At 73.0% G+C, this 26325-nt stretch carries 28 protein-coding genes; 20 read left to right on the top strand and 8 right to left on the bottom strand.

Annotated features, from left to right (window positions below):
- Positions 1–152: 152 nt before the first annotated feature.
- Together ACGF07_RS13370 and ACGF07_RS13365 are read right to left on the bottom strand one after the other, a co-directional pair.
- The gene (locus ACGF07_RS13370) at positions 153–1382 is read right to left on the bottom strand and encodes a serine hydrolase domain-containing protein (protein WP_392898121.1); all 1230 of its coding nucleotides are present in this window, start codon (positions 1380–1382) and stop codon (positions 153–155) included.
- A gap of 448 nt (positions 1383–1830) precedes the next feature.
- Positions 1831–2289, bottom strand: a complete 459-nt coding sequence (locus ACGF07_RS13365) for an ATP-binding protein (RefSeq protein ID WP_392898119.1) — start codon at positions 2287–2289, stop codon at positions 1831–1833.
- 130 nt (positions 2290–2419) lie between these two features.
- On the opposite strand from ACGF07_RS13365, the gene ACGF07_RS13360 reads away from it, so the two are divergent.
- From ACGF07_RS13360 to ACGF07_RS13350, 3 genes are read left to right on the top strand one after another with little or no spacing between them, the layout of a single operon-like run.
- Complete coding sequence (locus ACGF07_RS13360; RefSeq protein WP_392898117.1) at positions 2420–3292, top strand: Scr1 family TA system antitoxin-like transcriptional regulator; 873 nt, start codon at positions 2420–2422, stop codon at positions 3290–3292.
- A gap of 2 nt (positions 3293–3294) precedes the next feature.
- Complete coding sequence (locus ACGF07_RS13355) at positions 3295–3480, top strand: DUF397 domain-containing protein (protein ID WP_392898114.1); 186 nt, start codon at positions 3295–3297, stop codon at positions 3478–3480.
- 24 nt (positions 3481–3504) lie between these two features.
- Positions 3505–4266: a serine hydrolase gene (locus ACGF07_RS13350; RefSeq protein ID WP_392898111.1), complete on the top strand. Its 762-nt coding sequence runs from the start codon at positions 3505–3507 to the stop codon at positions 4264–4266.
- Here the strand turns inward: ACGF07_RS13350 and ACGF07_RS13345 are convergent.
- The 5 genes from ACGF07_RS13345 to ACGF07_RS13325 all read right to left on the bottom strand — a co-directional run bounded on the left by ACGF07_RS13345 (position 4253) and on the right by ACGF07_RS13325 (position 9898).
- Complete coding sequence (locus ACGF07_RS13345) at positions 4253–5386, bottom strand: FAD-dependent monooxygenase (protein WP_392898108.1); 1134 nt, start codon at positions 5384–5386, stop codon at positions 4253–4255. The two genes, ACGF07_RS13350 and ACGF07_RS13345, sit on opposite strands and share 14 nt — an antisense overlap.
- Before the next feature lie 29 nt (positions 5387–5415).
- Positions 5416–6018, bottom strand: coding sequence for an ATP/GTP-binding protein (locus ACGF07_RS13340; protein WP_392898105.1), 603 nt, complete (start codon positions 6016–6018; stop codon positions 5416–5418).
- Between the two features lie 2 nt (positions 6019–6020).
- Positions 6021–6386 carry a DUF742 domain-containing protein gene (locus ACGF07_RS13335; RefSeq protein WP_350749755.1) on the bottom strand — a complete coding sequence of 122 codons (366 nt, stop codon included), beginning with the start codon at positions 6384–6386 and terminating at the stop codon, positions 6021–6023.
- A 105-nt stretch (positions 6387–6491) separates the two neighbouring features.
- Complete coding sequence (locus ACGF07_RS13330) at positions 6492–6938, bottom strand: roadblock/LC7 domain-containing protein (RefSeq protein WP_350749751.1); 447 nt, start codon at positions 6936–6938, stop codon at positions 6492–6494.
- On the bottom strand, positions 6935–9898 hold the full coding sequence (locus ACGF07_RS13325; protein ID WP_392898103.1) for a nitrate- and nitrite sensing domain-containing protein: 2964 nt from the start codon (positions 9896–9898) through the stop codon (positions 6935–6937). Before ACGF07_RS13325 ends, ACGF07_RS13330 begins: the two co-directional genes overlap by 4 nt.
- Before the next feature lie 691 nt (positions 9899–10589).
- Here ACGF07_RS13325 and ACGF07_RS13320 point away from each other — a divergent pair.
- The 17 genes from ACGF07_RS13320 (at position 10590) to ACGF07_RS13240 (ending at position 25761) form a co-directional block, all read left to right on the top strand.
- On the top strand, positions 10590–11075 hold the full coding sequence (locus ACGF07_RS13320) for a YbaK/EbsC family protein (protein ID WP_392898101.1): 486 nt from the start codon (positions 10590–10592) through the stop codon (positions 11073–11075).
- Between the two features lie 155 nt (positions 11076–11230).
- Positions 11231–11512 carry a hypothetical protein gene (locus ACGF07_RS13315; protein ID WP_350749696.1) on the top strand — a complete coding sequence of 94 codons (282 nt, stop codon included), beginning with the start codon at positions 11231–11233 and terminating at the stop codon, positions 11510–11512.
- Positions 11513–11681: 169 nt separating this feature from the next.
- Positions 11682–12485 carry a nucleotidyltransferase domain-containing protein gene (locus tag ACGF07_RS13310; RefSeq protein WP_392898099.1) on the top strand — a complete coding sequence of 268 codons (804 nt, stop codon included), beginning with the start codon at positions 11682–11684 and terminating at the stop codon, positions 12483–12485.
- Positions 12486–12638: 153 nt separating this feature from the next.
- Positions 12639–13856: a glycosyltransferase gene (locus ACGF07_RS13305; protein WP_392898254.1), complete on the top strand. Its 1218-nt coding sequence runs from the start codon at positions 12639–12641 to the stop codon at positions 13854–13856.
- 104 nt (positions 13857–13960) lie between these two features.
- Complete coding sequence (locus tag ACGF07_RS13300) at positions 13961–14719, top strand: alpha/beta fold hydrolase (RefSeq protein WP_392898096.1); 759 nt, start codon at positions 13961–13963, stop codon at positions 14717–14719.
- Positions 14720–15218: 499 nt separating this feature from the next.
- On the top strand, positions 15219–15866 hold the full coding sequence (locus tag ACGF07_RS13295; protein WP_392898093.1) for an ArsR/SmtB family transcription factor: 648 nt from the start codon (positions 15219–15221) through the stop codon (positions 15864–15866).
- Positions 15863–16600, top strand: coding sequence for an SRPBCC domain-containing protein (locus ACGF07_RS13290; RefSeq protein WP_392898090.1), 738 nt, complete (start codon positions 15863–15865; stop codon positions 16598–16600). The genes ACGF07_RS13295 and ACGF07_RS13290 overlap by 4 nt, the downstream gene beginning before the upstream one ends.
- A gap of 130 nt (positions 16601–16730) precedes the next feature.
- Positions 16731–17303 carry a dihydrofolate reductase family protein gene (locus ACGF07_RS13285; protein ID WP_392898088.1) on the top strand — a complete coding sequence of 191 codons (573 nt, stop codon included), beginning with the start codon at positions 16731–16733 and terminating at the stop codon, positions 17301–17303.
- Positions 17304–17420: 117 nt separating this feature from the next.
- Positions 17421–18260 carry an alpha/beta hydrolase gene (locus ACGF07_RS13280; protein ID WP_392898085.1) on the top strand — a complete coding sequence of 280 codons (840 nt, stop codon included), beginning with the start codon at positions 17421–17423 and terminating at the stop codon, positions 18258–18260.
- Positions 18261–18647: 387 nt separating this feature from the next.
- Complete coding sequence (locus ACGF07_RS13275) at positions 18648–19661, top strand: urea transporter (RefSeq protein WP_392898082.1); 1014 nt, start codon at positions 18648–18650, stop codon at positions 19659–19661.
- 82 nt (positions 19662–19743) lie between these two features.
- A complete protein-coding gene (locus ACGF07_RS13270) occupies positions 19744–20049 on the top strand; it encodes an urease subunit gamma (protein WP_350739600.1) in 306 nt (101 codons plus the stop codon).
- Between the two features lie 3 nt (positions 20050–20052).
- The gene (locus tag ACGF07_RS13265) at positions 20053–21126 is read left to right on the top strand and encodes a cobalamin biosynthesis protein CbiX (RefSeq protein WP_392898080.1); all 1074 of its coding nucleotides are present in this window, start codon (positions 20053–20055) and stop codon (positions 21124–21126) included.
- Between the two features lie 23 nt (positions 21127–21149).
- On the top strand, positions 21150–21593 hold the full coding sequence (locus ACGF07_RS13260; RefSeq protein WP_392898078.1) for an urease subunit beta: 444 nt from the start codon (positions 21150–21152) through the stop codon (positions 21591–21593).
- A complete protein-coding gene (ureC, locus tag ACGF07_RS13255; protein WP_392898076.1) occupies positions 21593–23317 on the top strand; it encodes an urease subunit alpha in 1725 nt (574 codons plus the stop codon). The genes ACGF07_RS13260 and ureC overlap by 1 nt, the downstream gene beginning before the upstream one ends.
- Complete coding sequence (locus ACGF07_RS13250) at positions 23314–24015, top strand: urease accessory protein UreF (RefSeq protein ID WP_392898073.1); 702 nt, start codon at positions 23314–23316, stop codon at positions 24013–24015. Before ureC ends, ACGF07_RS13250 begins: the two co-directional genes overlap by 4 nt.
- A gap of 178 nt (positions 24016–24193) precedes the next feature.
- Positions 24194–24814 carry an urease accessory protein UreG gene (ureG, locus tag ACGF07_RS13245; RefSeq protein WP_350739584.1) on the top strand — a complete coding sequence of 207 codons (621 nt, stop codon included), beginning with the start codon at positions 24194–24196 and terminating at the stop codon, positions 24812–24814.
- Complete coding sequence (locus ACGF07_RS13240; RefSeq protein ID WP_392898069.1) at positions 24811–25761, top strand: urease accessory protein UreD; 951 nt, start codon at positions 24811–24813, stop codon at positions 25759–25761. The genes ureG and ACGF07_RS13240 overlap by 4 nt, the downstream gene beginning before the upstream one ends.
- Positions 25762–25793: 32 nt before the next feature.
- Here ACGF07_RS13240 and ACGF07_RS13235 read toward each other — a convergent pair whose 3' ends face one another.
- A complete protein-coding gene (locus ACGF07_RS13235; protein ID WP_392898066.1) occupies positions 25794–26267 on the bottom strand; it encodes a MarR family winged helix-turn-helix transcriptional regulator in 474 nt (157 codons plus the stop codon).
- Positions 26268–26325: the final 58 nt, after the last annotated feature.

Genomic DNA, 26325 nt, shown 5'->3' with positions numbered 1-26325 from the left:
GGCGCGCCCCGGGGTTGGGGGGGTGGGGGGGGGGGGGGGGGGCGGCCCCCCCCCCCCCCCCCCCCTCTGTTTTTCTCTCCAGGCCCGGGGGGGTGGGGGGGGGGGGGGGCCCCCCCCCCCCCACTCCTCTTCCGTTCTCTCCCGAGCCGGTGTCAGTCCTCGATCGCCTGGTAGACGGTGGTCCAGAAGTCGTGGATCAGCCGGGCGGCGTTCGGGACGGACATGCCGGTCTGGGTGAGCACCATGCCGACGAGCCCGGTGCGCGGGTCGGCGTAGGTGGAGGTGCCGCTCCCGCCGTCCCAGCCGAACTGGCCGACCGGGGCGTAGTCCCCCCGGTAGGTGCGCACCGCCATCCCGAAGCCCCAACCGCCGTGCTGCCCCTGGCCGTGGGACAGGTGGACGTTGTCGCGGGCCAGGGCGGTGCGGGCGGCGGTCTGCTCGGGAGTGAGCCGGTTGGTGGTCATCAGCTCGACGGCGGCCCGGGAGAGGATCCGCTCGCCGCCGTGCACGCCCTGGTCGAGCAGCATCCGGAAGTAGGCGTGGTAGTCGTCGACGGTGGACACCAGCCCGCCACCACCGCCCGGGAACGCCGGCGGCTTGCTCCAGCGCCCGTCCGCCGCCTCGTCCCAGACGTGGAACTCCCCGCTCTGCGGATCGGGGGCGTAGAGGTCCGGCAGCCGGTCGATCCGGTCGGCGGACACGTGGAAACCGGTGTCGGTCATGCCCAGCGGGCCGAAGACGCGTTCGCGCAGGAACTCCTCGAAGGGCCGGCCGGTGACCCTGGCCACCAGCACGCCGAGCAGGTCACTGGCGATGTGGTACTGCCACTGCTCGCCGGGCTGGTGCATCAGCGGCAGCGTGCCCAGACGGCGGATCCACTCGTCCGGCTCGGGCATCGGCGTCGGCAGGTCGGGCGTGAGCCCCTGCTCGAAGACGGCGTTCATGATCGGGGTGCCCAGCGCCGTCATATCCATGCCGAGACCGAAGGTGGAGGTCAGCACGTCCCGTACGGTGATCGGCCGCTTCGCCGGCACGGTGTCGTCCAGGGGACCGTCGATCCGCTTCAGCACGCGCCGGTCGGCGAGTTCCGGCAGCCACGGGTCCACCGGGTCGTCCAGTCGCAGCCGGCACTCGTCCAGCAGGACCATCCCCGCCGCCACCGTGACCGGCTTGGAGGTGGAGGCCATCCGGAAGATCGTGTCCCGGCGCATCGGCTCGCCGCCGCCGTGGTTCATCGTCCCGAGCGCCAGGACGTGCGTCCGGTCGCCCCGGCCGACCAGCGCGACGGCGCCGGGCACCGCGCCGGAGTCGATGTGCCGCGCCAGTACGTCGTGCAGCCTGCGCAGCCCCGCGTCGGTGAAGCCGTTGTTGCTCGCGCCCATGGTGGGCCCCCCTGAGTGGTTGTTCCGGTTTCTCGAACGAGCTAAAAGCTACATTGCGTTTGTGAAACCGTCAACGTCGTTGCGTTGCCTGAATCTGCCGCTCAGTAGGGCGAATTAGCGGATCGTTGCAACGGGTTCGGGCTGAACGCAATGGGCGTGGAGGGATGGGGCGTTGCAATGGTCTGATGTGAACGCTGCCCGTGTCGCGTCGTGGTGGCCACGGCTGTCGAGGGCCGGTCGACCCCTGGTGGGAGTGGGAAGTCGGCCTGTCCGACTTCCCACTCCTTGTCAGGGCTCCGGGGTGGCGGTCGGGGTCGAAGCGGGACGGGGGTGGGGGCGGTCAGGGTGGCGGGCGGTGAGGGGGTGGGCCGCCCAGGCGAACAGGGCGAGCAGGAGCGCGAACGGGAGAAGGGTGCAGAGGGTCGCGTCCCCTCCGCTATGGCGGGGTTCAGGCTGCATCGGGGGCGGTGAGGTCGAGTTCGGCCCAGACGGTCTTGGCGTTGGGGTGTCGGGGGAGAGTGCCCCAGCGGTCGCAGAGCGCATGGATCAGGGTGAGGCCGCGCCCGGACTGGGCGTTGGGGGTGAGCGTGGTGGGGAGCAGGGGGATCCGGTCGCCCCGGGGGTCGCTGATCGCGATGCGGAGGGTGGTGCCCCGGCGCGCGGTGGTGGTGAGCGCGAGGTGCAGCTCGAAGCCGCGCCCCGGAACGCGTCCGTGCGTGATCGCGTTCGCGGCCAGTTCCGCGACGACGAGGAGCGCCGAGTGGAACGACTCGGTGTGCGTGGAGTTGAGCCCCCAGGCGGTGAGTTGGCGCCTGGCGATGCGCCGGCAGATGGCCGCCCCCTTGGGGGTGGCGGCCAGGGTGGTGGTGTGGAGGAGCGGGCTGTCGAGGGGGATTTCGGTCGTCATGGGAAGAAGCGTGGCGGCGCGGACGTACGCTGACCAGGCGTTCGGCGGGCACGGACAGTGCTTGTACGGATGCGGAGTGTTGACATGTCGGGTGGCGCGGGCCACCCGGTCGAAAGGTGGGGTGATTGCCGTGGGTGGCGCTGAGCGGACGGTCATCGATGACGGCGAGACGGCGGAGAACTCCGACGGGGTCGCGGAGTTTTACAGCGCGGTCGGGAAGCTGATCAAGTTCTTCCGTGAGAGAGCCGGAATCACGCAGAAGCAGCTGGCCAAGATGTCCGGCTACAGCGAAGACCTGGTCGGCGCGATCGAGCGGGGAGTTCGGACGCCGAGGGTCGAGTATCTGACAGTGATCGATGATCTCCTCGATGCGGGCGGCGCGCTGCGGGTCGTCGCGGACGATGTGATGAAGGCCAAGATCCGGGTCAGCGAGCGTCATCCGGCGTTCTCGAAGGCGTTCACCTCCGAGGAGGCGAGGGCGGCCGAAATCCACGAGTACAGCACGATGGTCATCCCGGGACTGCTCCAGACCGAGGCGTACATCCGGGCGCTGTACGAGATGCGGCGACCTCTGCTTTCGTCCGAGCAGATCGACGAGTGGACGGACGCGAGGCTCGCCAGGCAGGAGATCCTGAGCCGCTGGCCCCTGCCGGTTGTGACATGGGTGATCGACGAGAGCGTGTTGCGCCGTCCGTTGGGCGGGTGGGACGTCCACAAGGTGCAGCTTCAACACCTGCTGAAGGTCGGGCAGATGCGAGGTCCCGAACTCCAGGTCATGCCGCTAGATCGGATGAGTCACGCGGGGATGGGTGGCTCGTTCACCATTCTCACCCCGCCCAATCGTCCCCAAATCGCGTACGCAGCCGTGCAGCACGTGAATCGATTGATCACGGATCCGGTGGAAGTCCGTAATATGGCCGCACGGTACAGCAGTCTCCGGGCCCAAGCCCTGGGGTTGAGCGAGTCCCTGGCCCTGATCGAAGCGATTCTGGGAGAGCGGTAGGCATGACCGAGCTGGCGTGGTTCAAGAGCAGTTACAGCACCAACGAGGAGGCCCAGTGCGTCGAGGTCGCCGAGGGCCACGGGGTCGTCCACGTGCGTGACTCCAAGGACAGGAGCGGTCCGGAGCTGGCGTTCGACCCCGCCGCGTGGAAGGCGTTCGTGTCGTTCGCCGCTACGGCCGAGGTCTGACCGGATCTCCTCTATCCTGCCGCCATGTTGTCCGTGGTGGTGGCCCCCTGGGCGAGCGATCCGGAGCCGGTGTTCACGCGTGCGCCGGACGAACTGCACGATGCTGCGAGCACCATGAAGGTCGCGGTGCTCGCCGCACTCACCCGCAGCGGGGTGAATCTCGATGCCGAGGTGCCGGTGGTGAACCGGCACCGCTCGGCCGTCGGCGGGGAGTTCGCCAACGATCCCGACTGGGACAGCGATCCGCTGCCCTGGGAACTCCTCGGCACCCACGTGCCGCTCCGCCTGCTCGCCGAGCGGATGATCACCCACTCCTCGAACCTCGCGACCAACCTCTGCCTGGCCCGCACCGAGCCCGGAGCCGTCGCCGAGGTGTGGCGGCGGGCGGGAGCCACCCGGAGCGCCAGCCCGCGCGGGATCGAGGACTACGCGGCGCGTGACGCGGGCGTGCACAACCTGGTCAGCGCCCGGGACTTGGTGCGGCTGCTGCACTCGCTCGCCGACGAGCCCGAGCTGCTCGCCCTGCTCGAGGACAACTCCTTCCGGGTGGACCTGGCGGCCGGTCTGCCGCCGGGCACCCGGATCGCCTTCAAGAACGGCTGGATCCCGGGTGCCCGGCACTGCGTGGGCCTGGTCCACCCCTACGACTGCCCGCCGTACCTGATCGCGGTCTGCTACACCGGCCCGCTCGCCTCGGGCGCCGACCGGGGCGACCCGGCGGCCCGCCTGCTGGCCCGGGTCTCGGCGGCGGTCTGGAAGCGGCGCAAGCTGATCAGTACGGCTTGACCAGCACGTGGGCGGCGCCCGGGATGCCGATCTTCAGCAGCTCGTCCTCCTCCGGCGTGGTCGGCGTCCCCGTCTCCTGCTTGAGGATCGCCCGGGACATCGCCTGCACCCACATCGCCCGCGGGCGGCGGCGCTCCTCCCAGGCCGCGAGGGCCGCCGGGACGTCGTCCGCCGCGTCCAGGCTCTGGGCGAGCACGAGGGCGTCCTCGACGGCCATCGCGGCGCCCTGGGCGAGGTGCGGGGTGGAGGCGTGGGCGGCGTCACCCGCCAGGGCGATCCTTCCGACGTGCCAGGGGTCCTCGACGGTGACCTGGGAAATCCGGGAGTAGACGACCGCCGACGGGTCGGTGACCTGGGCGAGGGCCTCGGCGATCGGGCCGCCGAAGCCGTCCAGCCGCTCCCGGAGCTGCTCGTGGGCGCGCTCGGGATCCGGCCGGAAGTCCTCGGCCTCGGCGAACACCGAGCCCAGGTACATCAGGTCGTCGCTGATCGGGGTGAGAAGCGCCTTGGCCCGGAGGTTGCCGGTGGACATCACCACGCCCTGGACCTCGGGTGAACGGGGCAGCGTGACGCGCCAGTTGGCGAAGCCCGTGTACTCGGGCAGGTACCTCTGGCCGTACAGGTGCCTTCGCAGCGGCGAACCGATGCCGTCGAAGCCGACGACCAGGTCGTAGCGGTCGGCGTGGCCGTCGCCGAGGGTGACGTCCACGCCCTCGCCGTCGTCCTTCACCGATTCGATCGTCGTCCCGAAGCGGACGACGGCGCCGGCCGCCGTGGCGGCGTCGGCGAGCACCCGGGCCAGGGCGGGGCGCGGGATGCCGTTGTTGGAGGGGGCGTCGCCCATCCGGGGCTGGGGGATCCGGGCGAGGGTGGCACCGGCCGGGTCGCAGATGGTCAGCACCTCCCACTCGAAGCCGACGGCGAGGCACTCCGCGAGCACGCCGATCTCGCGCATCACGTGGAGGGCGTTGGAGGGCTGGATGATGCCGACGCCGAGCGCCTCCAGCCGGTCGCGCACCTCGGCGACCTGGACGTGGTGGCCGCGGCGGGCGAGGGCGGTGGCGAGGGTGAGGCCGCCGATCCCGCCGCCGTGGACGAGGACGCGCAGGGGTGTGGTCATGGGGCGACTCCGGTACGGGGGAGGGGGTTTCAGCCGGCGGGGGCGACGGCGGCGAGGTCCATCAGGTGGTCGACCAGGGCGAGCAGCAGGTCGCGCCCGAAGTCGCGCTCGCGGACGTCGCCGATCAGCATCGGCACCTGCGGGTCGAGGTCGAGTGCGGCCCGGATCTCGTCCGGGGTGCGGGTGTTGCGGTGGTGGAAGCAGTTGATCGCCACCACGAAGGGGATGCCCCGGCTCTCGAAGAAGTCGATGGACGCGAAACTGGTGTCCAGCCGCCGGGTGTCGGCGATGACGATCCCGCCGAGGGCGCCGTTGACCAGGTCGTTCCACATGAACCAGAACCGTTCCTGCCCGGGCGTGCCGAACAGGTAGACCACCAGCTCGGGGCTGACGGTGATCCGGCCGAAGTCCAGGGCGACGGTCGTGGTGTCCTTCTGGTCGACCCCGGCCAGGTCGTCCACGCCGACGCTGGCCGTGGTCAGGTACTCCTCGGTGCGCAGCGGGGCGACCTCGCTGACCGAGCCGACCAGGGTGGTCTTGCCGACGCCGAAGCCGCCGGCGATGAGGATCTTGACGGCGGCCGGGGCGGCGCCGATCCCGTCAACGGAACTGCTGGAGTGGGGCGTTGCCATGTTCAGAGTCTCCGGAGTCCTTCGCGTACGGCCGTGAGCAGGCCGAGGTCCACGCCCCCGGCGGCGCGGGCCACCGACAGCGGCGCCCGGGCCTTCAGCAGGCCCTGGGCGACGAGGTCGCCCAGCAGGATCTTGGTGACCGAGACCGGGAGGTCCAGGCCGGCCGCCACCTCGGCGACGGCCGCCGGGCGCCGGCAGCGGTCGAGGATCAGCCGGTGCTCGGGCTGGAGGCCGCGGGCGCCGGCGCGGCTGCCCCGCGCCAGGGCCGCGTCGGCCTCCTCGTCGACCGTGGTGAGCACGGTGATCAGGGTGAGGTCGTCGCGCTCGGGTGCCGTCCGCCCCCGGGTGATCGTGTACGGGCGCACCATGACGCCTGTCTCGTCCTCCGCCTCGGGGTCCTCCAGTTCGCTCCAGTGCGGCAACCGGCCGCGAACCCAGCCGTCCCCCGGCTCGCCGTACGGGCCCACGCGGCGTCAGCCCCGGTTCCGGCTGGCGAAGACGTCGAAGGAGGCGGGCGCTCCCTCGGCGCGGACCGGGGTGGTCATCTTCTGGCCGACCTGCTGCACCAGGGTGTGCATGGCGACGGACATCACCTCGGCGTCCACCTCCTGGGAGGCGACCACGGCCAGGTGGGTGCCCTGCGCGGCGGCGATGACGAACAGCCAGCACTCGGCGAGCTCGACGATCACCTGGTGCACCGGGCCGCCGTCGAAGAGCTGGCCGACGCCGCGGGCGAGTGACTGCTGACCGGTCGCGACGGCGGCCAGACGCTCGGCGTCGGCCCGTTCGATGGTCCGGGAGTGGCTGACCACGAGGCCGTCATCGGAGAGCAGGACGGCGTTGCGGGTCCCGGGCACCGAGTCGACGAGTCCGTCCAGCAGCCAGTCCAGGTCCTGGTGGGTGGCGGTCGTGCGGTTCATGACTGGTCATCCGTTCGTGTCGTTCGGGGTTCCGCAGTCGGCAGGGCCCAGGGGGACGGGGCGGACGCGGAGGCGGGGGGACCGGCCGGTGTGCCGGGGGGAGCCGACGGGGCGGCGGTGGCGGCCCGGGGCAGCGGGTGCTCACCGCTGTCCTGGGCCCGGGCGGCGCGGGACTGGCGCTGGAAGGCGCCGATGGTCGCGCCCGAGCGGCGCACCGGCCGCCCGGAGCGCTCCGGCTGGTCGGGCCGGTGGAACGGGTCGGCGGCGAGCTGCCCGGCGGTGCGCTGCCCGGAAGCGGGTTGACCGGCGGCCGGGTCGGCCCACTGCGGGCGGGGCGGCGGCACCCGCAGCTCGGCGGCCAGGCTGGCCTGGCGGACCCGCTGCGGCAGCGGCGGCTGGCCGCCCTCCACCGGGCTCACCGGCACGGCGGAGGCGTACTCCCGGCGCCGGCGCCGCTCGGCCAGCCGGTAGTGGTCGGCCGGGCGGTACTGCTCGTCGGCGTACGGCGCCTCCGCCTCGGTGACCCGGGCGTAGGCGATGTCCGGGTAGGCGGGGGTGTCCGGTGCGGGCGGGGCGGCGTCCGGCGCGGGCTGGGTGGTGCCCGGCACCGGCTGGACGGTCGGGGCCTGGGCATACACCGCCTGGACGGTCGGGGCCTGGGCATACGCCGACTGGGCGGGTACCGGCTGCGCGTGCGCCGGCTGGGCCTCGTAGGCGGGTGACGAGTCGGCGGCGGAGCCGTGCTCGATGGGCTGCTCGTGCGGGTGCCCGTACGGCTGCTGCCCGTGGGCCTGCTCCGGTACCGGCTGGCCCTGCACGGCCCGCTCCGCCGACGCCTGCTCGACGAACGGCCGCTCCGCGAACGCCTGGTCCGCGAACGCCTGGTCCGCGAACGCCTGGTCCTGGAAGGGCGGCTCCGGGAGGGGCGGCTCCTGGAAGGGCGGGGCGACGTGCCCGGCGGCCGACGGGAAGGACGCCGCCGGCCCGAAGGAGTCCACCGGCGCGACCGGCGGTCCCACCGGCAGGGCGGGTTGCGGTGCTTCGTCGGAGGCGGACCGCAGCGCCCGGCGGGAGCGCCGGACGAGCGGGATCGGTTCGACGGGCGCGGCGTCCGGCAGTCCGGTGTCGCCGTCGATGACCAGCTCGTCCGGGACGAGCACGACCACCCGGGTCCCGCCGAAGGCCGACGGCCGGAACTCGATCTTCAGTCCGGTGAGCGAGGCGAGCCGCGCGACGACGTAGAAGCCGAGCCGGATGTCGTCGGCCCGGGCCAGCACGTCGGTGCGCGGCGGCCGGCTCATCAGCTCGTTGGCCGCGTCGTACTGGTCCGGGTCCATGCCCAGGCCCCGGTCCTCGATCTCGACCGCGAGCCCGCGCCCGACCATGGCGGCCCGGACCTCCACCGGCGTGGGCGGCTTGGAGAAGGTGGTGGCGTTCTCCATCAGCTCGGCCAGCACGTGCGCGACCGGTCCGACGGCCCGCTCGGAGAGCCACGGGTGGCCCTCGACGTCGATCATGATCCGGCGGTAGTCCTGCACCTCGCCCTGCGCGGAGCGCAGCACGTCCAGCAGCGGGACGGGCTTGCGCCAGCGGCGCTGCGGCTGGCCGCCGGCCATGATGACGAGGTTCTCCTCGTAGCGGCGCAGGCGGGCGGTGAGGTGGTCGAGGTCGAACAGGCCCTCCAGCACCTCCGGGTCCTCGTGCCGGCGCTCCAGCTCGTCCAGCTTGCGCAGCTGGCGGCCGATCAGCAGCTGGGTGCGGCGGGCGATGCGCTGGAGCAGCCGCTCGAAGCCGCGGTGCTGCTCGGCCTGCCGGACGGCGGCCTCCAGGGCGGCGGAGCGGGCCAGGTTGAGCGACTGGCCGAGCCGGGCGAGCTCGTCGGTGCCGTTGCCGTGGGCGCCGGTGGTGACGGCGCGGGTCTCGGCCTCGACGTCGACCTGCTCGCCGCGACCGAGGCGGTCGACCACCTCGGGCAGGGTGCGCTCCATCTCCTCGGCCTGGGTCTGCACCTCCTTGATCCGGCGCCGCAGCGAGCGGCTGATCCGCCAGGAGGCGATGACGACGGCGACGACGGCGACCAGGCCGACGACGGTGGTCAGCACGACCCGGGTGAGCAGGTCGAGGATGGTGCCCTTGCCGACCTCGACGATGGCGCTGGTGCGGGTCTCGATCGCCTTGACCAGCTGCGGATTGAGCTGGTCGACGGCCTGGCGCCACTGGTCCTGGACGGCCGGCAGCCGGACGGTGCCGTTGGCGTCGGCGGCGGTCGGCCTGGTGAGCTGCTGCTCGACGGCGGCCTTGGCCTGCCAGGCCGGACCGTTCATCAGGTCGTGCCAGGCGCCGGCCTCGCCGTCCGGGACGTAGGGGACGACCTGGACGGTGAACAGGTGGTCCTGGGCCCCGATCAGCTGCTGGACCTGCTGGTAGTCGGCCGTGCTGAGGCGCCCGGCGGGCCAGCCGCGGGCCAGGATCGCGTCCTCGCGGGCCAGCATCTCCTTGGCCCAGAAGGAGTTGACCAATGTCTTGGAGACCCAGGTGACCTCGCCGGCGTCGACGTGGCTGAGCGCGGTGAACAGCCGCAGGTCGACGCTGATCAGGTCGGTGTAGTAGGCGAACACCGTCTGCTGGTCGATCGCGCCGCGGTCGACCGCGGCGCGCTGCTCGGCGAGCTTGCCCATGGCCTGGCGGGCCTCGGCGACGGCGGTGCGGACGTCGTCCGGGGCCCTGTCGGCGGTCTCGCCGGACAGTGCCTGGAACTGGCGCACCGCGTCGTCGGTCAACTGCCGCTGGCGGCGCAGCTGGTCGGTGTTGGAGCCGGGCCGGGCGAGCGCCTCGGCGCTGAGCCGGCGCTCCTCCTGGAGGTTGTAGTAGACGATGTTGGACGGCTGGCCGGCCTTCTGGGCCAGCAGCCCCTGGGCGGCCTGGCGCTGGAAGTCGAAGACCGTCTCACCGCTGGTCACCGCCCACAGGGTGACCAGCGCCAGGCTGGGGACGACGGCCAGGACGAGCAGCGCCGTCCGCAGGGACAGGCGTGGCCGCCTGCGGGGGGCCTTCGGCGTCGGGGGTCGCCGATTCGCACGCGCGCGCAGAGCAGACTCCTTGGGGCTGGCGGCCGACCGATGGGGCGCGGGCCGTCCGGGCACGGGCTTATGACGAAGCGATACTAGTCATACCGTGTGATTGGAGTGAATGCCCGTTCGCTGCCTGGGCAGTGCTTGTCCACCGACCCGACACAATGTCACCCGCGTGTTGACCGTTCGGGTCCGAAGCGGCCGGGGTCAGTGCCGCTTGACACACTGTCAACGCGGCGCGCGTACGGCGGGTGGCGTGGGTGTGAAGACTGTGTGACGCCGGGTGGCACGCGTCGCCGACCCGCGCCTCGACGTGGTGTGGGGCGCCGGGCGGGACGCCTCGGTGCTCACGGCGGGCGTGCGGGCGGTGTTGAGCGCGGCCGGGCGGGCGGCCGCCGGGCGGGCTGCCGGTGCGGGTGCGCGGGCTGCGGGTGCGCGGGCTGCGGGTGCCGGCGCGGGTGCGGGTGCGGGTGCGCGGGCTGCCGGCGCGGGCGCGCGGGCTGACGCCGCGGGTGCGGGTGCCGGCGAGGGCGCACGGGCTGACGCCGCGGGCGCGGGCGAGCGGAGGCATGATGGGGCGATGAACTCCCCCCTCCCTGCCCGAAGCCTCGCGGTCGCCGAGGCGCTGGCGGCCGCCGGTGTCGCCGGTGAGATCGTCGTCCTGCCCGACTCCGCCCGGACGGCCGCCGAGGCCGCCGCGGCACTCGGCTGCGAGGTCGGCGCGATCGCCAACAGCCTGGTGTTCCAGTGCGACGGCGAACCGCTGCTGGTGATGACCAGCGGTGCCCACCGGGTCGACACCGCCTACCTGGCGGCCCGGTTGAACGCCGGCACGATCACCCGAGCCTCCGCCGCCCAGGTCCGGGAGGCCACCGGCCAGGCCATCGGCGGCGTCGCCCCCACCGGCCACCCGGCCCCGCTGCGCACCGTCGTCGACACCGCCCTGCAGCAGTACCCCGTGCTGTGGGCGGCCGCCGGGCACCCGCACACCGTCGTGCCGATGACGTACGGGGAACTGCTCCGCGTGACGGCCGGCACCCCGAGCGCGGTCACCCCGGAGGCCTGATCCCGCGGTGGCGGGGAAATTGCTCTAGACCAATTTGGTCCAGACCATTGACGGTCAGGTGGAGCTGAGCCAAGATCATGCGCGCCGCCGGAAACGGGAGTCGACACCGGCCCGGCGTGGTCCCTGGCACAGCGAACAAGGGAAACGTGAGAGCAATGCGCAACATCCTGAAGACCGCCGCCGCCCTCGCCCTCGGTGGAGCACTCGCCCTCGGCGTCTCCGGACAGGCCTTCGCGGCCGGCGGCCCGGCCAACCTGGCCGGCAAGGGCTGCCCGTCCTCCTACTCCAACAACGCCGACGGCGGCACCTACATCCAGACGCTGACCAAGAAGTTCGTCGCCCCCAACGGCTTCCAGTACGGCGACTACAGCGTCGTCTTCTACAACTCGGCGGGCATCAAGTCCACCCTGCCCGTCCACGAGTACCGCTGCTACTAAACCGCGGCGCGCAGGAGCACGGCGTGCCCCCGGACCGGTCCGACCGGTCCCGGGGCACGGCTCGTGGCCGCCTCCTCCTGGCGTCCTCCTCGCCGGGACCACCGCCGAACCGGTCGCCGCGCCCGGAATGCGCTGGCCCGGGTGCCGGGCGGGCGTCAGACTCGGTGCCATGCGAGCGACCATCGAGCACATGGCGGGCCGACTGGCCGAAGTACCCGGCGTGGTCGGGGTGATGCTCGGTGGGAGCCGGGCGCGCGGCGAACACCGCCCCGAGTCGGACTGGGACCTCGGGATCTACTACCGGGACCCGCTGGACCTGGACGCCCTTCGCGCGCTCGCCGGGCCGGACGTCGAGGTGGCCGGGCCGGGCGGCTGGGGGCCGTGGGTGAACGGCGGGGCGTGGCTCCAGGTCGACGGGGCCGCCGTCGACTGGATCCTGCGGGATCTCGACCGGGTCGAGCGGGTGTGGGCGGACTGCCGTGAGGGCCGCTACGAGGTGGGCGTCCAGGCCGGTCACCCGCTGGGCTTCTGGTCCCCCTGCTACCCGGGCGAGATCGCGTACGGCGTCGTACTCGCCGATCCCGCAGGCGAGTTGGCGGCTCTGAAGGAGCAGGCCGCGACATACCCCGAGCCGCTGCGCGAGGCGCTGACGGCGGGCGCCTGGGAGGCGGAGTTCCTGGTCGGTGTCGCTGCCAAGGGCGCGAAGCGCGGCGACACCCTGTACGTCACGCTCTGCCTCGCCCGGGCGGTCGGGGTCCTGGTGCAGGCGCTGTACGCGCACGACCGGCGCTGGTGCCTCAACGAGAAGGGCGCACTCGCCGTGGCCGAGCAACTCAGCGCCGCACCGGAGGAGTTCGGCCCGCGGGTACGGAGCCTGCTGGGTGCCGCGGGGGAGAGCACCGAGGCACTGACGGCGACCGTGGAGCGAGTGCGGACGCTGGTCGGGGAGGTCCTGGCGGCGCTGCGGAACTGACGGCCCGACGCGGCGCCCGGCGGGGTCCCACGCCACACACCCGCCCCCGCCACTACCAACGTACAGCGCACGGGGGGTCTTGCGGCAAGGCCCCGGTGATCCCGCAGAATCTCCGACTCCAGGGCGGACCTGGGGGAACGGGAGATGCACGGGATGCGAGTGGTGTTGTCCACGTACGGGTCGCGCGGTGACGTCCAACCACTGGCGGCCCTCGCGGTGCACCTGCGGGAACGCGGCGCGCAGGTGCGGGTGTGCGCGCCGCCGGACGAGGAATCCGCCCAGCGGCTGGCCGCCCTCGGGGTGGAGACGGTGCCGGTCGGGGAGTCCGTCCGCGCGCTGGTGAGCGGTGCGTCCTCCGCACCGGTGGACTTCCCCTCGCGGGTGGCGATGCTGGTGGGGCAGTTCCACGAAGCGGTGGCCGCCGTGGCCGAGCCGGGCGGCGCGGTGGTGGCGACCGGGCTGTTCCCGGCCGTGGCCGGCGCGCAGTCGGCGGCCGAGCGGGTGGGCGCCCGCTTCACGTACGTCGCGCTCCAGCCGACCATGCTGCCGTCCCCGCACCACCGGCCGTTCGAGTTCCCCAGCCGGCCCTACCCGGCCGGGACGACCGACAACCGGGAGCTGTGGGAGCACAACATCCTGACCATGAACGCCCTGTTCGGGGAACAGGTCAACGCCCACCGGGCGTCGGTCGGCCTCCCCGGGGTCGTGAACGTGCGCGACCACGTGTTCACCGACCGCCCCTGGCTGGCCACCGACCCGCTGCTCGCCCCCTGGCCGCAGCCCGCCGAGCGCGAGGTCGTGCAGACCGGCGCCTGGCTGCTGCCGGACGAGCGGCCGCTGCCCGCGGAACTCTCGGCCTTCCTGGACGCGGGCGAACCCCCGGTGTACGTCGGCTTCGGCAGCATGCCGCTGCACGGCGCGCCGGACGCCGGGCAGGTGGCGGTCGAAGCCGCCCGGGCCCACGGGCGGCGGATCGTGCTCGCCCGGGGCTGGGCGGACCTGGCACCGGCCGACGGCGGGGACGACTGCTGCACCGTCGGGGAGGTCAACCAGCAGGCCCTGTTCGGTCGGGTCGTCGCCGTCGTGCACCACGGCGGGGCGGGCACCACGACCACCGCGGCCCTGACCGGGGTGCCGCAGGTCGTGGTGCCGCAGATCGTCGACCAGCCGTACTGGGCCGAGCGCGTCGCCGCCCTGGGCATCGGCGCGGCCCACGACGGCCCCGCCGCGACGGTGGACTCCCTGTCGGCCGCGCTCGAGCAGGCGCTGACCCCGGAGGTCGCCGCCCGGGCGGCGGAGGTCGCGGGCGGGATCCGCACGGACGGGGCGGCCGCGGCGGCGGGGCTGCTGCTCGACCCGGCCGCACCGTAGGGCGCCGGCTGGCCACCACCCACGCGTGCGGCTGGGGAGCGTTCGCCCCCCAGCCGGCGCCAATGGGCTCGCGCGCTGCGGGTGGCCCGGTTAGCATCCGGCGAATGATCATCTCCCATGACGTATCAGGCGCCGGTCCGGCGGTCGTTCTCCTGCACTCCTCGGTCTGCGACCGACGCATGTGGGACCCGCAGTGGCAGCCGCTGGTCGACGCCGGCTACCGGGTGGTCCGCTGCGACTTCCGCGGTTTCGGCGACACCCCGCTCGCCGACGCCCCGTACAGCGCCTCGGCCGACGTGCTGTCCCTGCTCGACCACCTCGGCATCGAGACCGCCGCCTTCGTCGGCGCCTCCTACGGCGGCCGGATCGCCCTGACCATCGCGGCGCTCCGCCCGGCGGCGGTCTCCGCGCTCGCCCTCCTCTGCGCGGCCAAGCCCGGCCACCAGCCGAGCGACGCCCTCCTCGCCCTCGACGCCGAGGAGGAGGAACTGCTCGAAGCCGGAGACATCGACGGCGCCGTCGAACTCAACGTCCGCACCTGGCTCGGCCCCGAGGCCGACGAGCCGACCCGGGAACTGGTCCGGCGGATGCAGCGCCACAACTTCGAGGTGCAGCTGGCGGCCACGGTCGGCCCGCAGAAGGAGGACGTCGACCTCGCGCGCGTCACCGCCCCCACCCTCGCCGTCGGCGGCGCCCACGACGTCCCCGACTTCCGCGAGATCGCCGCGTCCCTCCCCGCCCTCCTGCCGAACGCCCGCCACCAGGAACTCCCCTGGGCCGGCCACCTCCCGAACCTGGAGCGCCCGGCCGAGGTGACGGAACTGCTCAAGGCCTTCCTCCAGGAGTCCCTGGCGGGCCGGTAGCCGCGGGCTCGGAGCAGGAAGTCGGCGGGGCCGACTTCCTGCTCCGGGGTTTTCGGCGTGGTGAGTGGGGGCGCGCGGGGTGGTCTGGGCTTGGGAGTGGGAAGTCGGCGGGGTCGACTTCATGTTCTGGGGTTTTCGGCGCGGTGGGTGGGGGTGCCCTGCGGGGGCGGGGTGGGCTTTGGGAGCAGGAAGTCGGCGGGGCCGACTTCCTGCTCCTTTTCGTTGCGGTGGGGTGGTTGGGGGGTGGTCGTGCGTGTTCGCCGGTGGGGTCGGCTGTCTGCTCGGGGGCTTTCGGCGCGGTGGGTGGGGGTGCGTGCGGGGGCGGGGTGGGCTTCGGGAGTGGGAAGTCGGCGGGGTCGACTTCCTGCTCAGGGCTGGGCGGCCCCGGGGAGGCGGTGCCACTGGGCGGCCCGGATGAACGTGGGGAACGCCCTCGGGGCGGCGCGCCGACAAACAAACTGTCCTTGACAAATTTCCTTGTCGGTGTGACGCTGGAACCGTGCTCGATGTTGCTGTGATCGAAGAACCCGCTGCGGCCGAGGCGTCCCTGGACCCGATACGGGCCCGGATCCTCGCCGCCCTGGCCGAGCCGGGGTCGGCCGCCATGGTGGCCACCCGGCTGGGGCTGCCCCGGCAGAAGGTCAACTACCACCTGAAGGAGCTGGAGCGGCACCAGCTCGTCGAACTCGCCGAGGAACGGCGGAAGGGCAACGTCACCGAACGGGTGTACCGCGCCACCGCGGCCTCGTACGTGATCTCGCCGAGCGTCCTCGCCGCCGTGAGCCCGGACCCGTCGCGCTCGCCCGACCAGCTGTCCGCGCGCTGGCTGCTGGCGCTCGGATCCCGGTTGGTGCAGGAGGTCGGGGCGCTGCTGACCGGGGCCTCCCGGGCCGGGAAGCGGGTGGCCAGCTTCGGGATCGACGCCGAGGTGCGGTTCGCCTCGGCGGCCGACCGGGCGGCCTTCGCCGAGGAACTGTCCGAGGCCGTCGCGGCCCTGGTCAGCCGGTACCACGACGAGTCCGCCCCCGGGGGACGCACGCACCGGGTGGTGGTCGGACTCCACCAGATCCCCGCCACCCCGCCGCCCGCGGCACCCGCACCGCCCGCAGCACCCGCACCGCCCGCGTCACAGGAGGACCCGCGATGACCCACCCGTTCGAGATCGAGCTGGAGACCACCCTCCCGGTGAGCCCGGAGGAGGTCTGGGAGGCGATCGCCACCGGACCGGGGATCGACTCCTGGTTCATGGGCCGCAACGAGCTGGACCCGCGCGAGGGCGGGGCCGCCGTGATGGAGGTCGGCGGCCACCGCGAGGAGGCGGTGGTGACCGCCTACGAGCCGGGCAAGCGGCTGGCCACCCGTACGGCCGCCGGTGAGGACGGCCGCTTCATGGCCTTCGAGTACCTGGTCGAGGGCCGGGACGGCGGCAGTACGGTGCTCCGTGTGGTCCACAGCGGGCTGCTCGGCGACGACTGGCAGGACGAGTACGACGCGCTGCGCCGCGGCTGGCCGTTCCACCTCCACACGCTGCACGAGTACCTCGTCCACTTCCGCGGCCGCACCGCCGTGCCGGTGTTCGCCGCCGCGCCGTCCGGCGGCCGGGCGGAGGCGGAGGTGCGGACGCTGCTCGCACGCGCCCTCGCGCTGCCGCTCCCGCTCGCCGTGGGCGCGTCGGTGCACGCCGAGCCGGCCGGTCTGCCGTCGCTGGAGGGCGAGGTGGTCTGGGCGGACGACGAGCGCTTCGAGGTCCGCTCCGCCGACGCGCTGTACACCTTCCACCACGGCGGCGGCATGGTCCTGATGTTCCATCACCTCTTCGGCCCGGCGCCGGAGGGCGTCGAGGCCGCCTGGCAGCGGTGGCTGGCCGAGCTCCTGGGCTGACCCGGAAACCCGACCGCTCCCGTACCCGCACCCGGGCCCCGCGCCACCCGGACCCCGCACCCCGCACCACCCGCACACCAGCCCGACCCACCCCACCCCCACCCACCCACGCGAGGAAGCGACAACCACCATGCGCACCCTGATCACCAGTGCCTTCATCTCGCTCGACGGCGTCGTCGAGGGCCCCGGCGGTGAACCCGGCTACCGCAACTCGGGATGGACCTTCAAGGACGTCGAGTTCGTCCCCGAGGCCTTCGAGCTCAAGGAGCGGGAGCAGCAGGAGGCCGCCGCGGTCCTGTTGGGCCGCGTCAGCTACGAGGCGTTCAGTCCGGTGTGGCCGGCCATGCCGGAGTTCGCCCGCTACAAGACGCTGCCGAAGTACGTCGTCTCCACCACCCTCGCGGACGACGCCCTGGTCTCCGACTGGGGCGAGACGACCATCCTCCGCTCCCTCGACGAGGTCGCGGCCCTGAAGGAGACGGAGGGCGGCCCGATCATCGTGCACGGCAGCGCGGCCCTGAACCGGGCCCTGTCGGACGCGGGCCTGGTGGACCGCTACCACCTGCTCATCTACCCGCTGCTGCTCGGTGCCGGAAAGCGCCTGTTCAGCACCACGGACAAGGACACCCAGAAGCTGCAGCTGGTCGAGCACGCGGTCTACGCGAACGGCGTGCAGAAGCAGGTCTTCGACGTGGTGCGTTGAGCCGGCCCGAAGCGGCCCCGCCCGCCCTGGCTCGCGTTGCGCGTACTGCGTGGTGACCATCGGCCAGGGCGGCGAAAGGGTTGGGCTCGAACGTGTGTGTGGCGCCATGATGAGGAGATGCACTTCACCTCGGACTTCACCTCGGACTCCAGTGCGGACTTCACCCCGGACTCCAGCGCGGACTCCAGCGCGGGCTTCACCCCCGGCGCCGCTCCGGACGCCAGCCCGCCCGCCGTCACCCAGCGGGGCTTCGTCCTCGACGGAGTGCCCGGCGTGCTCTGGCAGCCGGCCGGATCGTCCCTCCGGGCACGGCCGTTGGTGCTGCTGGGGCACGGGGGCGGCCAGCACAAGCTGGGGCCGGGGGTGGTGGAGCGGGCCCACCGGTGCGTGACGCGGTACGGGTGGGCGGCGGTATCGCTGGACGCGCCCGGGCACGGTGAGCGGGAGCGGACCGCGCAGGACGAGCGATTCGCCACCGAGATCGGGCAGTTGCTGGCGGCCGGGCGCCCGATCAGCGCCTGGGTGGCGCGGCACACGGCGGCGCTCGCCGAGCGGGCCGTGCCGGAGTGGCGGGCGGTGCTGGACGCACTGGAGGAGGAGGCCGACGGGGAGTTGGGTCCGGTCGGCTACTGGGGGCTGTCGCTGGGCAGTGTGATCGGCATCCCGCTCGCGGCGGCCGATTCCCGGATCGCCGCCGCGGTGTTCGGGTTGACGGGCCACGCCTCGCAGGTGGAGGCGGCGCGGCGGGTCGGCGTGCCGGTGGAGTTCCTGATCCAGTGGGACGACGAACTGGTGCCGCGGGAGGGGGCCTTGGCGGTGTTCGGTGCGCTGGGTTCGGCGGAGAAGACGCTGCACGCGAATCCGGGGGGCCACCTGGCGGTGCCCGACTTCGAATTGGACTCCTCGGAGAGCTTCCTGCTCCGCCGACTGGGCCGGAAGGCGGGTGCGGACGGCTGACGGAATCCGGCGCGATTGCCACCCTGATCGTGCACGGTTCCTTCACGGTTCGGGCTGCGTCTCCCAGTGTTCGTCCAGCAGGGTTGCCCGGTTTGTCGGGGCCGGGGGGCTTTGTCGTGGATCTGTTGGCATGAGCACCTTCATGGACTTGTCGGCAGCGAGTAAAACTTCGCAAAGAATTGCCCTCGGCAACCACCTGCCCGGCTCGAATTTTCAACAGAATGTTGCAGCTCAGCGGCCGCCTCGTCACTCAGCGTCGATTTGGCGTAACTTCCTGCGCCTGTCCCGCTCGGCAATCCGCAGGAGTACGGTTCCCAGCGAATCGCCGAACGGGCTCCCGAGCGAACTCCCGAGCCCCCTCGTCCGTACCGGGAATTGGTGCGCTGTATGGCTCGACAAAAGGGTGGGGAAGGTGTTTCCGAAGGAGCACCCGAAAGCGCTGCCGGGGCTGCCCGGCCGATATCCGTCACGTTAGTCCGCGAAGTCCTGCGCGGTGTCGCCCAGGTCGACTTCATGCCGTCCGCCGTGTGCGGGCTCCTCTTCGTCGCCGCACTGTTCGCGGCCGGCTGGCCGTACGGCCTCTACGGTCTGCTCGGCAGTGCCGTCTCGACCGCCGTCGGGTACGCCCTCGGGCTGCGGCGGGAGACCGTCGAGGCAGGGCTGGCGGGCTACAACGGGTGCCTGGTGGCGCTCGGTTGTGCCGTCTTCCTCGGCCCCGGCCACCCGGCCACGGTCGCCGTCGCGGTGCTCGGCTCCGCCGTCGCCGTGGTGGTCGCGGCCGGCCTCGGCACACTGCTGGAGGGGCGGCGGCTGCCGGCGCTCACCGCGCCGTTCTGCCTGGTCGCCACCGCCGTCACGGTCGCGGCACCCGGCTTCCGGCGCCTGTGGCACGAGGACGCCGGACCGGCCGCGCTGCCCGTACCGGCCGCGCTGGGCGGGCCGGGTGCCGAGGGGGCCGGGCTGGGCTGGGAGCAGGTGTGGCACGGGTTCCTCGCCAACATCGGTCAGGTCTTCTTCATGCCCCAGTGGTACGTCGGCCTGCTGTTCCTGGCCGGGCTGTTCGTCGCCAGCCGCCTCGCCGGGCTGGTGGCCTGCGGCGGCAGCGCCACCGGGCTGGTCACCGCCTGGGCGTTCGACGCGCCCGCCGAGGCCGTCGAGCAGGGGCTGCTCGGCTACAGCGGCGTGCTGGTGGCACTGGCGCTGTGCGGGGTGTTCGTCGTGCCCGACGGTTGGAGCGCGGCCTACGCCGTGGTGGGCGCGGCCACGGCGACCGTGCTGACCCCGGCGCTCGACGCGATCTCCGCGCCCTTCGGCGGCCACGCCTTCACCTGGCCGTTCGTGTTGACCACCATGCTGTTCCTGGCGGCGGTGCCGGCGATTCCCCGGTTGCGCCGGGCCTGATCCCCGGCGGGCGCCGCACGCATTCCCCGCCGTCCAACTCCCTCGCCGTTCATCGGATCCTCGGAAAGGAGGAGTGGTTCCCGTGAATCTCTCCCCGCGTGAGATGGACAAGCTCTACATCTACGTCGTGGCCGATCTGGCGCGCAAACGCCGCGACCGGGGCGTCAAACTCAACTACAGCGAGGCCTGCGCGCTGATCAGCGAGGCGATCATGGAGGGCGCCCGGGACGGCCGCACCGTCGCCGAGTGCATGGAGATCGGCAAGCAGGTCGTCGGAAGCGCCGACGTCATGCCCGGCGTGCGGGAGATGCTGCCGCTGCTCCAGGTCGAGGCCGCCTTCCTGGACGGCACCAAGCTGGTCTCCTGCCACGACCCGGTCGGCGCCTGAACCATGGCAGCACGTCAGGCAGCCCGGTCCGGGCCCGCCACCGTGGTGCTGGCCGGCGGCCACGAGAGCGACGGCGGCCGCGACCTGGCCGCGCTGGTGGGCCACCGACCCGGCGGGGCGGGGCCCGCCGTGCACGCCGCGGCCGCCGCCGGCCGGCACCTCGTCGAGGCCGTACGGTCGGCGCTGGCGGCCACCGGCGGCCCGGTGTGCGTCGTGCCGATGACGCTCGGACGCGACCCCCGGCTGGTCGCCGACACCGCCCGCGCCCTGCGGTGGCTGGCGGCCGGCGAGGGCCGGGAGCGGCTCGCGCTCACCGCGCCGTTCGGCGCCGCCGAGCACCTCGTCGGCTGGCTGCGCACGGCCGCCGGGGGCGCCACCCGAACCGGAGACGGCACCGCCGGGCGCGCCGCCGCCGGAAACGCCGCCGCCGGAAACGCCGCCGCCGGAAACGCCGCCGCCGGAAACGCCGCCGCCGGAAACGCCGCCCAAAACGGAGGCGGCACCCGAACCGGGACCGGGAGCGGCACCCGGACCGACGGCGGGGGCGCCGTCCTGATCACCGCCCCGGCGGCCGGCCCCTTCGAGGACGCCGACCTGTTCCGGATCGCCCGGCTGGTGCGCCAGTACGGGCACCACCGCTGGGTGGAGGTGGCCCTGACGGGCGGTGACCCGGAGCCCGCCGAGGGGGCCGAACGCTGCCGGCTGCTCGGCGCGGCCGCGGTGACGGCCGTCCCGGCCTCCTTCGGACCGGCGCTGCGCACCGCCCTGCCGGGCGTACGGGACGGCGGGCCGCTGCTGCGGCCGTCCGCGGTCGCCGGCGTGGTCGCGGCCCGCACGGCGGCGGCGCTGCACCTGCTCGGACACGGCGAGGACGGCATCGCGGCCGGCCTCGACGCGGAGCACGGACACGGCTACGCCCACAGCCACGGGCCCGGCGACGCCGGCTCCCACCCGCACCCCCACAACCACTCCCACGGCCACCTCCAGAGCCACCCCCACGGCCACCCCCACGGCCACCCCCAGACCCACCCCCACGGCCACCCCCGCGCAGACACCCCCACGTTCACCCCCCACTGAACCGGCAGAGAGGAAGGCCAGCCATGTCTGGTGGCGCCGCATACCTGTACGGCGACGAACCGGTCGAGATCAACGCCGGCCGGGCCAAGGCCGTCATCACGGTCAGCAACACGGGCGACCGGGCGATCCAGGTCGGTTCCCACTACCACTTCTTCGAGGCCAACCGCGCCCTCGACTTCGACCGGAACGCGGCCTTCGGCAAGCACCTCGACATCCCGGCCGGCACCGCCGTCCGCTTCGAGCCCGGCGACACCAGGGACGTCACGCTCGCCGAGTTCGGCGGCCACCGCCGCCTGGTCGGCTTCAGCAACCTCGTGGACGGCGGTGTCACCGCGCCCGCCACCCGCGCCCGCGCCATCGACCGGGCGATCGCGCTCGGCTTCAAGGGCACCAACCTCGACCACAAGGAAGACCGCCCCCGCGCGGACTTCCACACCGAGAGCCACCAGGAAGGCGGCGACCGCTGATGGCCGTCCTGTCCCGCAAGCAGTACACCGACCTCTTCGGCCCCACCGTCGGCGACCGCTTCCACCTCGCCGACACCAACCTGGTGGTCGAGATCGAGAAGGACCACAACCAGGGCCACTACGGCGACGAGGCCGTCTACGGCGGGGGCAAGGGCATCCGCGACGGGATGGCCCAGGACCCGGCCGCCACCGCCGTCCAGGGCGCGCTGGACCTGGTCATCACCAACGTCGTCGTGCTGGACCCGGTGCTCGGCGTCGTCAAGGGCGACATCGGCGTCAAGGACGGCTTCATCACCGCCGTCGGCAAGGCCGGCAACCCGCACACCCAGAGCGGGGTGCACCCCCGACTGGTGATCGGCCCCGGCACCGAGGTGATCTCCGGCGAGCACCTGATCGCCACCGCCGGCGGCATCGACACCCACATCCACTTCATCGCCCCCCAGCAGGTCCAGGAGGCGCTGAGCAACGGCATCACCACCCTGATCGGCGGCGGCACCGGCCCGTCCGACGGCACCAACGGCACCACCTGCACGCCCGGCCCGTGGAACATCGGCCGGATGTACCAGGCGGTCGAGGACCTCCCGGTGAACGTGGGCCTGCTCGGCAAGGGCAACGGCTCGCTACCGGGAGCGCTGCGCGAGCAGGTCGAGGCGGGGGTGTGCGGCCTCAAGGTGCACGAGGACTGGGGCAGCACCCCGGCCGCGATCGACAGCGCGCTGAGCGTCGCCGACGAGTACGACGTGCAGGTGGCCATCCACACCGACACCCTCAACGAGTCCGGCTACTTCGAGGACACCCTCTCCGCGATCGACGGCCGCACCATCCACACCTTCCACACCGAGGGCGCGGGCGGCGGCCACGCCCCCGACATCATGCGGATCGCCGGCGAGCCCAACGTGCTGCCGTCCTCGACCAACCCGACCCTGCCCTACACCGTCAACTCGGTGGACGAGCTGCTGGACATGGTGATGGTCTGCCACCACCTCAGCCACGACATCCCGGAGGACGTCTCCTTCGCCGACTCCCGGGTGCGCGCCGAGACCATCGCGGCCGAGACCGTCCTGCACGACGAGGGCGTGATCTCGATCTTCTCCTCCGACTCGCAGGCCATGGGCCGGATCGGGGAGTCCTTCACCCGCGCCTTCCAGACCGCCCACCACTGCAAGGAGCAGCGCGGCAAGCTGGCCGGCGACACCGAGCGCAACGACAACTTCCGCGTGCTGCGCTACCTCGCGAAGCTCACCATCAACCCGGCCGTCGCCTCCGGCACCGCCGACCACATCGGCTCGCTGGAGCCCGGCAAGCTGGCCGACATCGTGCTGTGGCCGATCAACTCCTTCGGTGCCAAACCCAAGATGGTGATCAAGGGCGGAATGATCAACTGGGCGCTGATGGGCGACCCGAACGCCTCGCTGCCCACCCCCCAACCGGTCTACTACCGCCCGATGTTCGGCGGGTACGGGCGGGCCAGGCAGGCCACCAGGGTCTCCTTCATGTCCCAGGCCGCCGTCGACCTCGGGGTCCCGGCCGAACTCGGCCTCGCCAGCACGGTGCTGCCGGTGCGGCGGTGCCGATCGGTGGGCAAGCAGCACATGGTGCGCAATGACGCGCTGCCGAAGATCGCGGTCGACCCGGAGACGTACAAGGTCACCCTGGACGGCGAGCCGGCCACCATCGAGCCCGCCCGCGAACTGCCGCTCAACCACCTGTTCTACCTCACGTGAGCGGCGCCGCTCCCGGCCTGGACGCCCTGCTGGTCAGCCTCCAGCTGACCGACTCCGCCTTCCCCAGCGGCTTCTACACCCTCTCGCACGGCCTCGAGGGCTACGCCCAGGCCAAGGCCGTCACCCCCGACACCGTGCCCGCGCTGCTCGCCGACCTGCTGCGGCACTCCGTCGGCCCCTCCGACGCCACGGCGCTGGCCCTGGCCCACCGGGCCGCCTCGGCCGGGGACTGGGAGCTGCTGGCCGAGACCGACCGGCGGCTGCACGCCACCAAGCTCAACCGCGAGCTGCGCCTGGCCGCCACCCGGACCGGACGCCAACTCCTGGACATCGCCCGGGAGTCACTGGGCGGCGAGCCGCTGGACCGGTACGCCGGACTGGTCGCCGCCAAGCGTGCCCCCGGCTGCCAGGCGGTGGCCGCCGGGGTCGCCTACGCCTCGGCCGCCGTACCCGTCGAACAGGCCGTCGCCGGCGATCTGTTCGCCTTCTGCACCAGCTTCGTCGGCGCCGCGCTGCGGCTGCGGCTGACCGACCACCGCAGGGCGCAGGTGGTGCTGCGGGCGGCCGCGCCGGTCATCCAGGAGGTGGTGGCGGCGGCCCTGGTGCGGGAGTCGGCGGACCTGGGCGGCTGCGTACCGGTCGCGGACGCGATGTCCGGACGGCACGAGCGGGCGGAGGCCCGGCTGTTCGCGAGCTGAGAGCCGCAACGCGGACGAGCGGCGAGCGGACGAACGACGAGTGGACGAGCGGATGAACGGCGAGCGGACGAGACAACGAGTGGACGAACGGCGAGCGGACGAGCGGCGAGCGGACGAGCGGCGAGCGGACGAGACGACGAGTGAACGAGCGAACGACCAAGCGAGCAAGGGAGACAGCATGACCGACAACGTGCTCCGGGTGGGCATCGGCGGCCCGGTCGGCTCCGGCAAGACGGCGCTGATCGAGGCGCTCGTCCCGGTGCTGATCGCGCGCGGCCACCGCCCGGCGGTCATCACCAACGACATCTACACCCAGGAGGACGCCCAGCACGTGCGCCGCACCCTCGCCGGGGTGCTCGACCCCGAACGGGTCGTCGGCGTCGAGACCGGAGCCTGCCCGCACACCGCCGTCCGGGACGACCCCACGATGAACCTGGCGGCCGGGGCCGAGATCCTCGAACGCTTCCCGGACGTCGACACCCTGCTGTTCGAGTCCGGCGGCGACAACCTGACCCTGACCTTCAGCCCGGTGCTGGTCGACCTCTTCCTGTTCGTCCTGGACACGGCCGAGGGCGAGAAGATGCCCCGCAAGCGCGGGCCGGGCATCACCGAGTCGGAGCTGCTGGTCATCAACAAGATCGACATCGCCCAGTACGTCCGCACCGACCTCGGCGTCATGGAGTCCGACGCCCGGCGGGTCCGCGAGGGCGGCCCGGTGGTGCTCACCAACTGCCTGACCGGGGAGGGCCTGGAGGAGATCGCGAGCTTCCTGGAAACCTACCGCAAGGTCCCCGCGTGACCGTGGCGGCGCAGCGGCCGGTGCCCCGGCTCGACCCCCGGCACTACGCGCCGGACCGCGTCCCGTACGAGGTCCGGCGGTACGCCGGGACGCCCGACACCCTGGCGGTCGGGCGTCCCGGCAAGGTCGGCCTGCTGGAGCTGGCCTTCGAGCGGATCGCCGGGCGCACCGAACTCACCGGCCACTACCAGAAGTCGCCGCTGCAGATCATGCGCCCGCTCTACTTCGACCCGGCCCGCCCCGACCTCGCCGTCACCCTGCTGATGTCCACCGGCGGCGGGATCCTGCAGGCCGACCGGCTGCGCACGGACGTCCGCTGCGGTGCCGGCACGGCCGTCCACCTGACCACCCAGGCGGCCACCAAGGTCTACCGGATGGAGCACGACTACGCGACCCAGCTGTTCAACCTGTCGGCCGGGCCGGGCTGCTACGTCGAGTACCTGCCCGAGCCGGTGATCCCCTTCGTCGACTCGCGCCTGTACCAGCGGACGGTGCTGGCGGTCGACGCCGACGCGACGGTGGTGGCCGGGGAGACGGTGCTGGCCGGCCGGCTCGCCCGGGGCGAACGGAACGCCTACCAGGTGTTCGCCTCGGACCTCGAAGTACTGCGTCCGGACGGTGAGTTGGTCGCCCTGGACACGGTGCGGCTGGTGCCTCCCGGCGGCGGTACGACCGGCCCGGCCGTGCTCGGCGGGCACGACGTGATGTCCAGCCTGTACGTGGTCAGCCCGCTCGCCCCGGCCGCGCGGATCGCGGACGTGCTGCACGGGGCGCTGGCCGACTGCGGCCTGCTGTACGGGGTCAGCGTGCTGCCGCAGGACAGCGGCGCGTGGCTGCGCCTGCTCGGCTCGGACACCCGGGCCTGCGCGGCCGCGCTGCGGGCGGGGTGGGACGCGGTGCGGCGGTTGCTGATCGGGGCCCCGGCGCCGGAGTTGCGGAAGACGTAGCGGTAGGGCCTTCCCGGGCCCGGCCGGCGCGGTCAGGCGGGGCCGGTCCCGCTGAGGCGGGCGATCTGGCGGTGGCCGAGTTCCACCGTGCGGTTCATGTGCCGCAGCAGGAAGGCGAGTTCGTCCTCGCTGTCGTCGGCGAAGACGGCGGCCCAGTCGGCGCCGAGGGTGCGCCAGACCTCCCCGAAGCGGGTCAGCGCCTCGGGGAGGACGGCCACCAGCACCCGGCGGCGGTCCGCCGTGTCCCGCTGGCGGGCCACCAGGCCCGCCTTCTCCAGCCGGTCGACCAGGCGGGTCGCCGAGCCGCTGGTGAGGCCGGTCAGCTCGGCGATGCGGCCGGTGGTGACCGGACCGTCCTCGAGGGTGAGCAGGTTCAGGCACTGGACGTCGGTGGGGTGCATGCCGAGGTGGTCGGCGACGGCCTGGTTGAACAGCACGTAGGAGGCCAGGTAGCGGCGCGAGACCGGCCACAGCTGGGCCATCAGTTCGTCGCGGGTGGGCGTCATGGGGGAAGGGTAGCCGGGCTGCGGATAAACAGTTGCGCGGGGCAGTCAATTCTCCGTA

The organism is Kitasatospora sp. NPDC048194 (assembly GCF_043202455.1).
Lineage (GTDB): Bacteria > Actinomycetota > Actinomycetes > Streptomycetales > Streptomycetaceae > Kitasatospora.
This window is presented reverse-complemented; position numbering and strand designations above follow the sequence as displayed.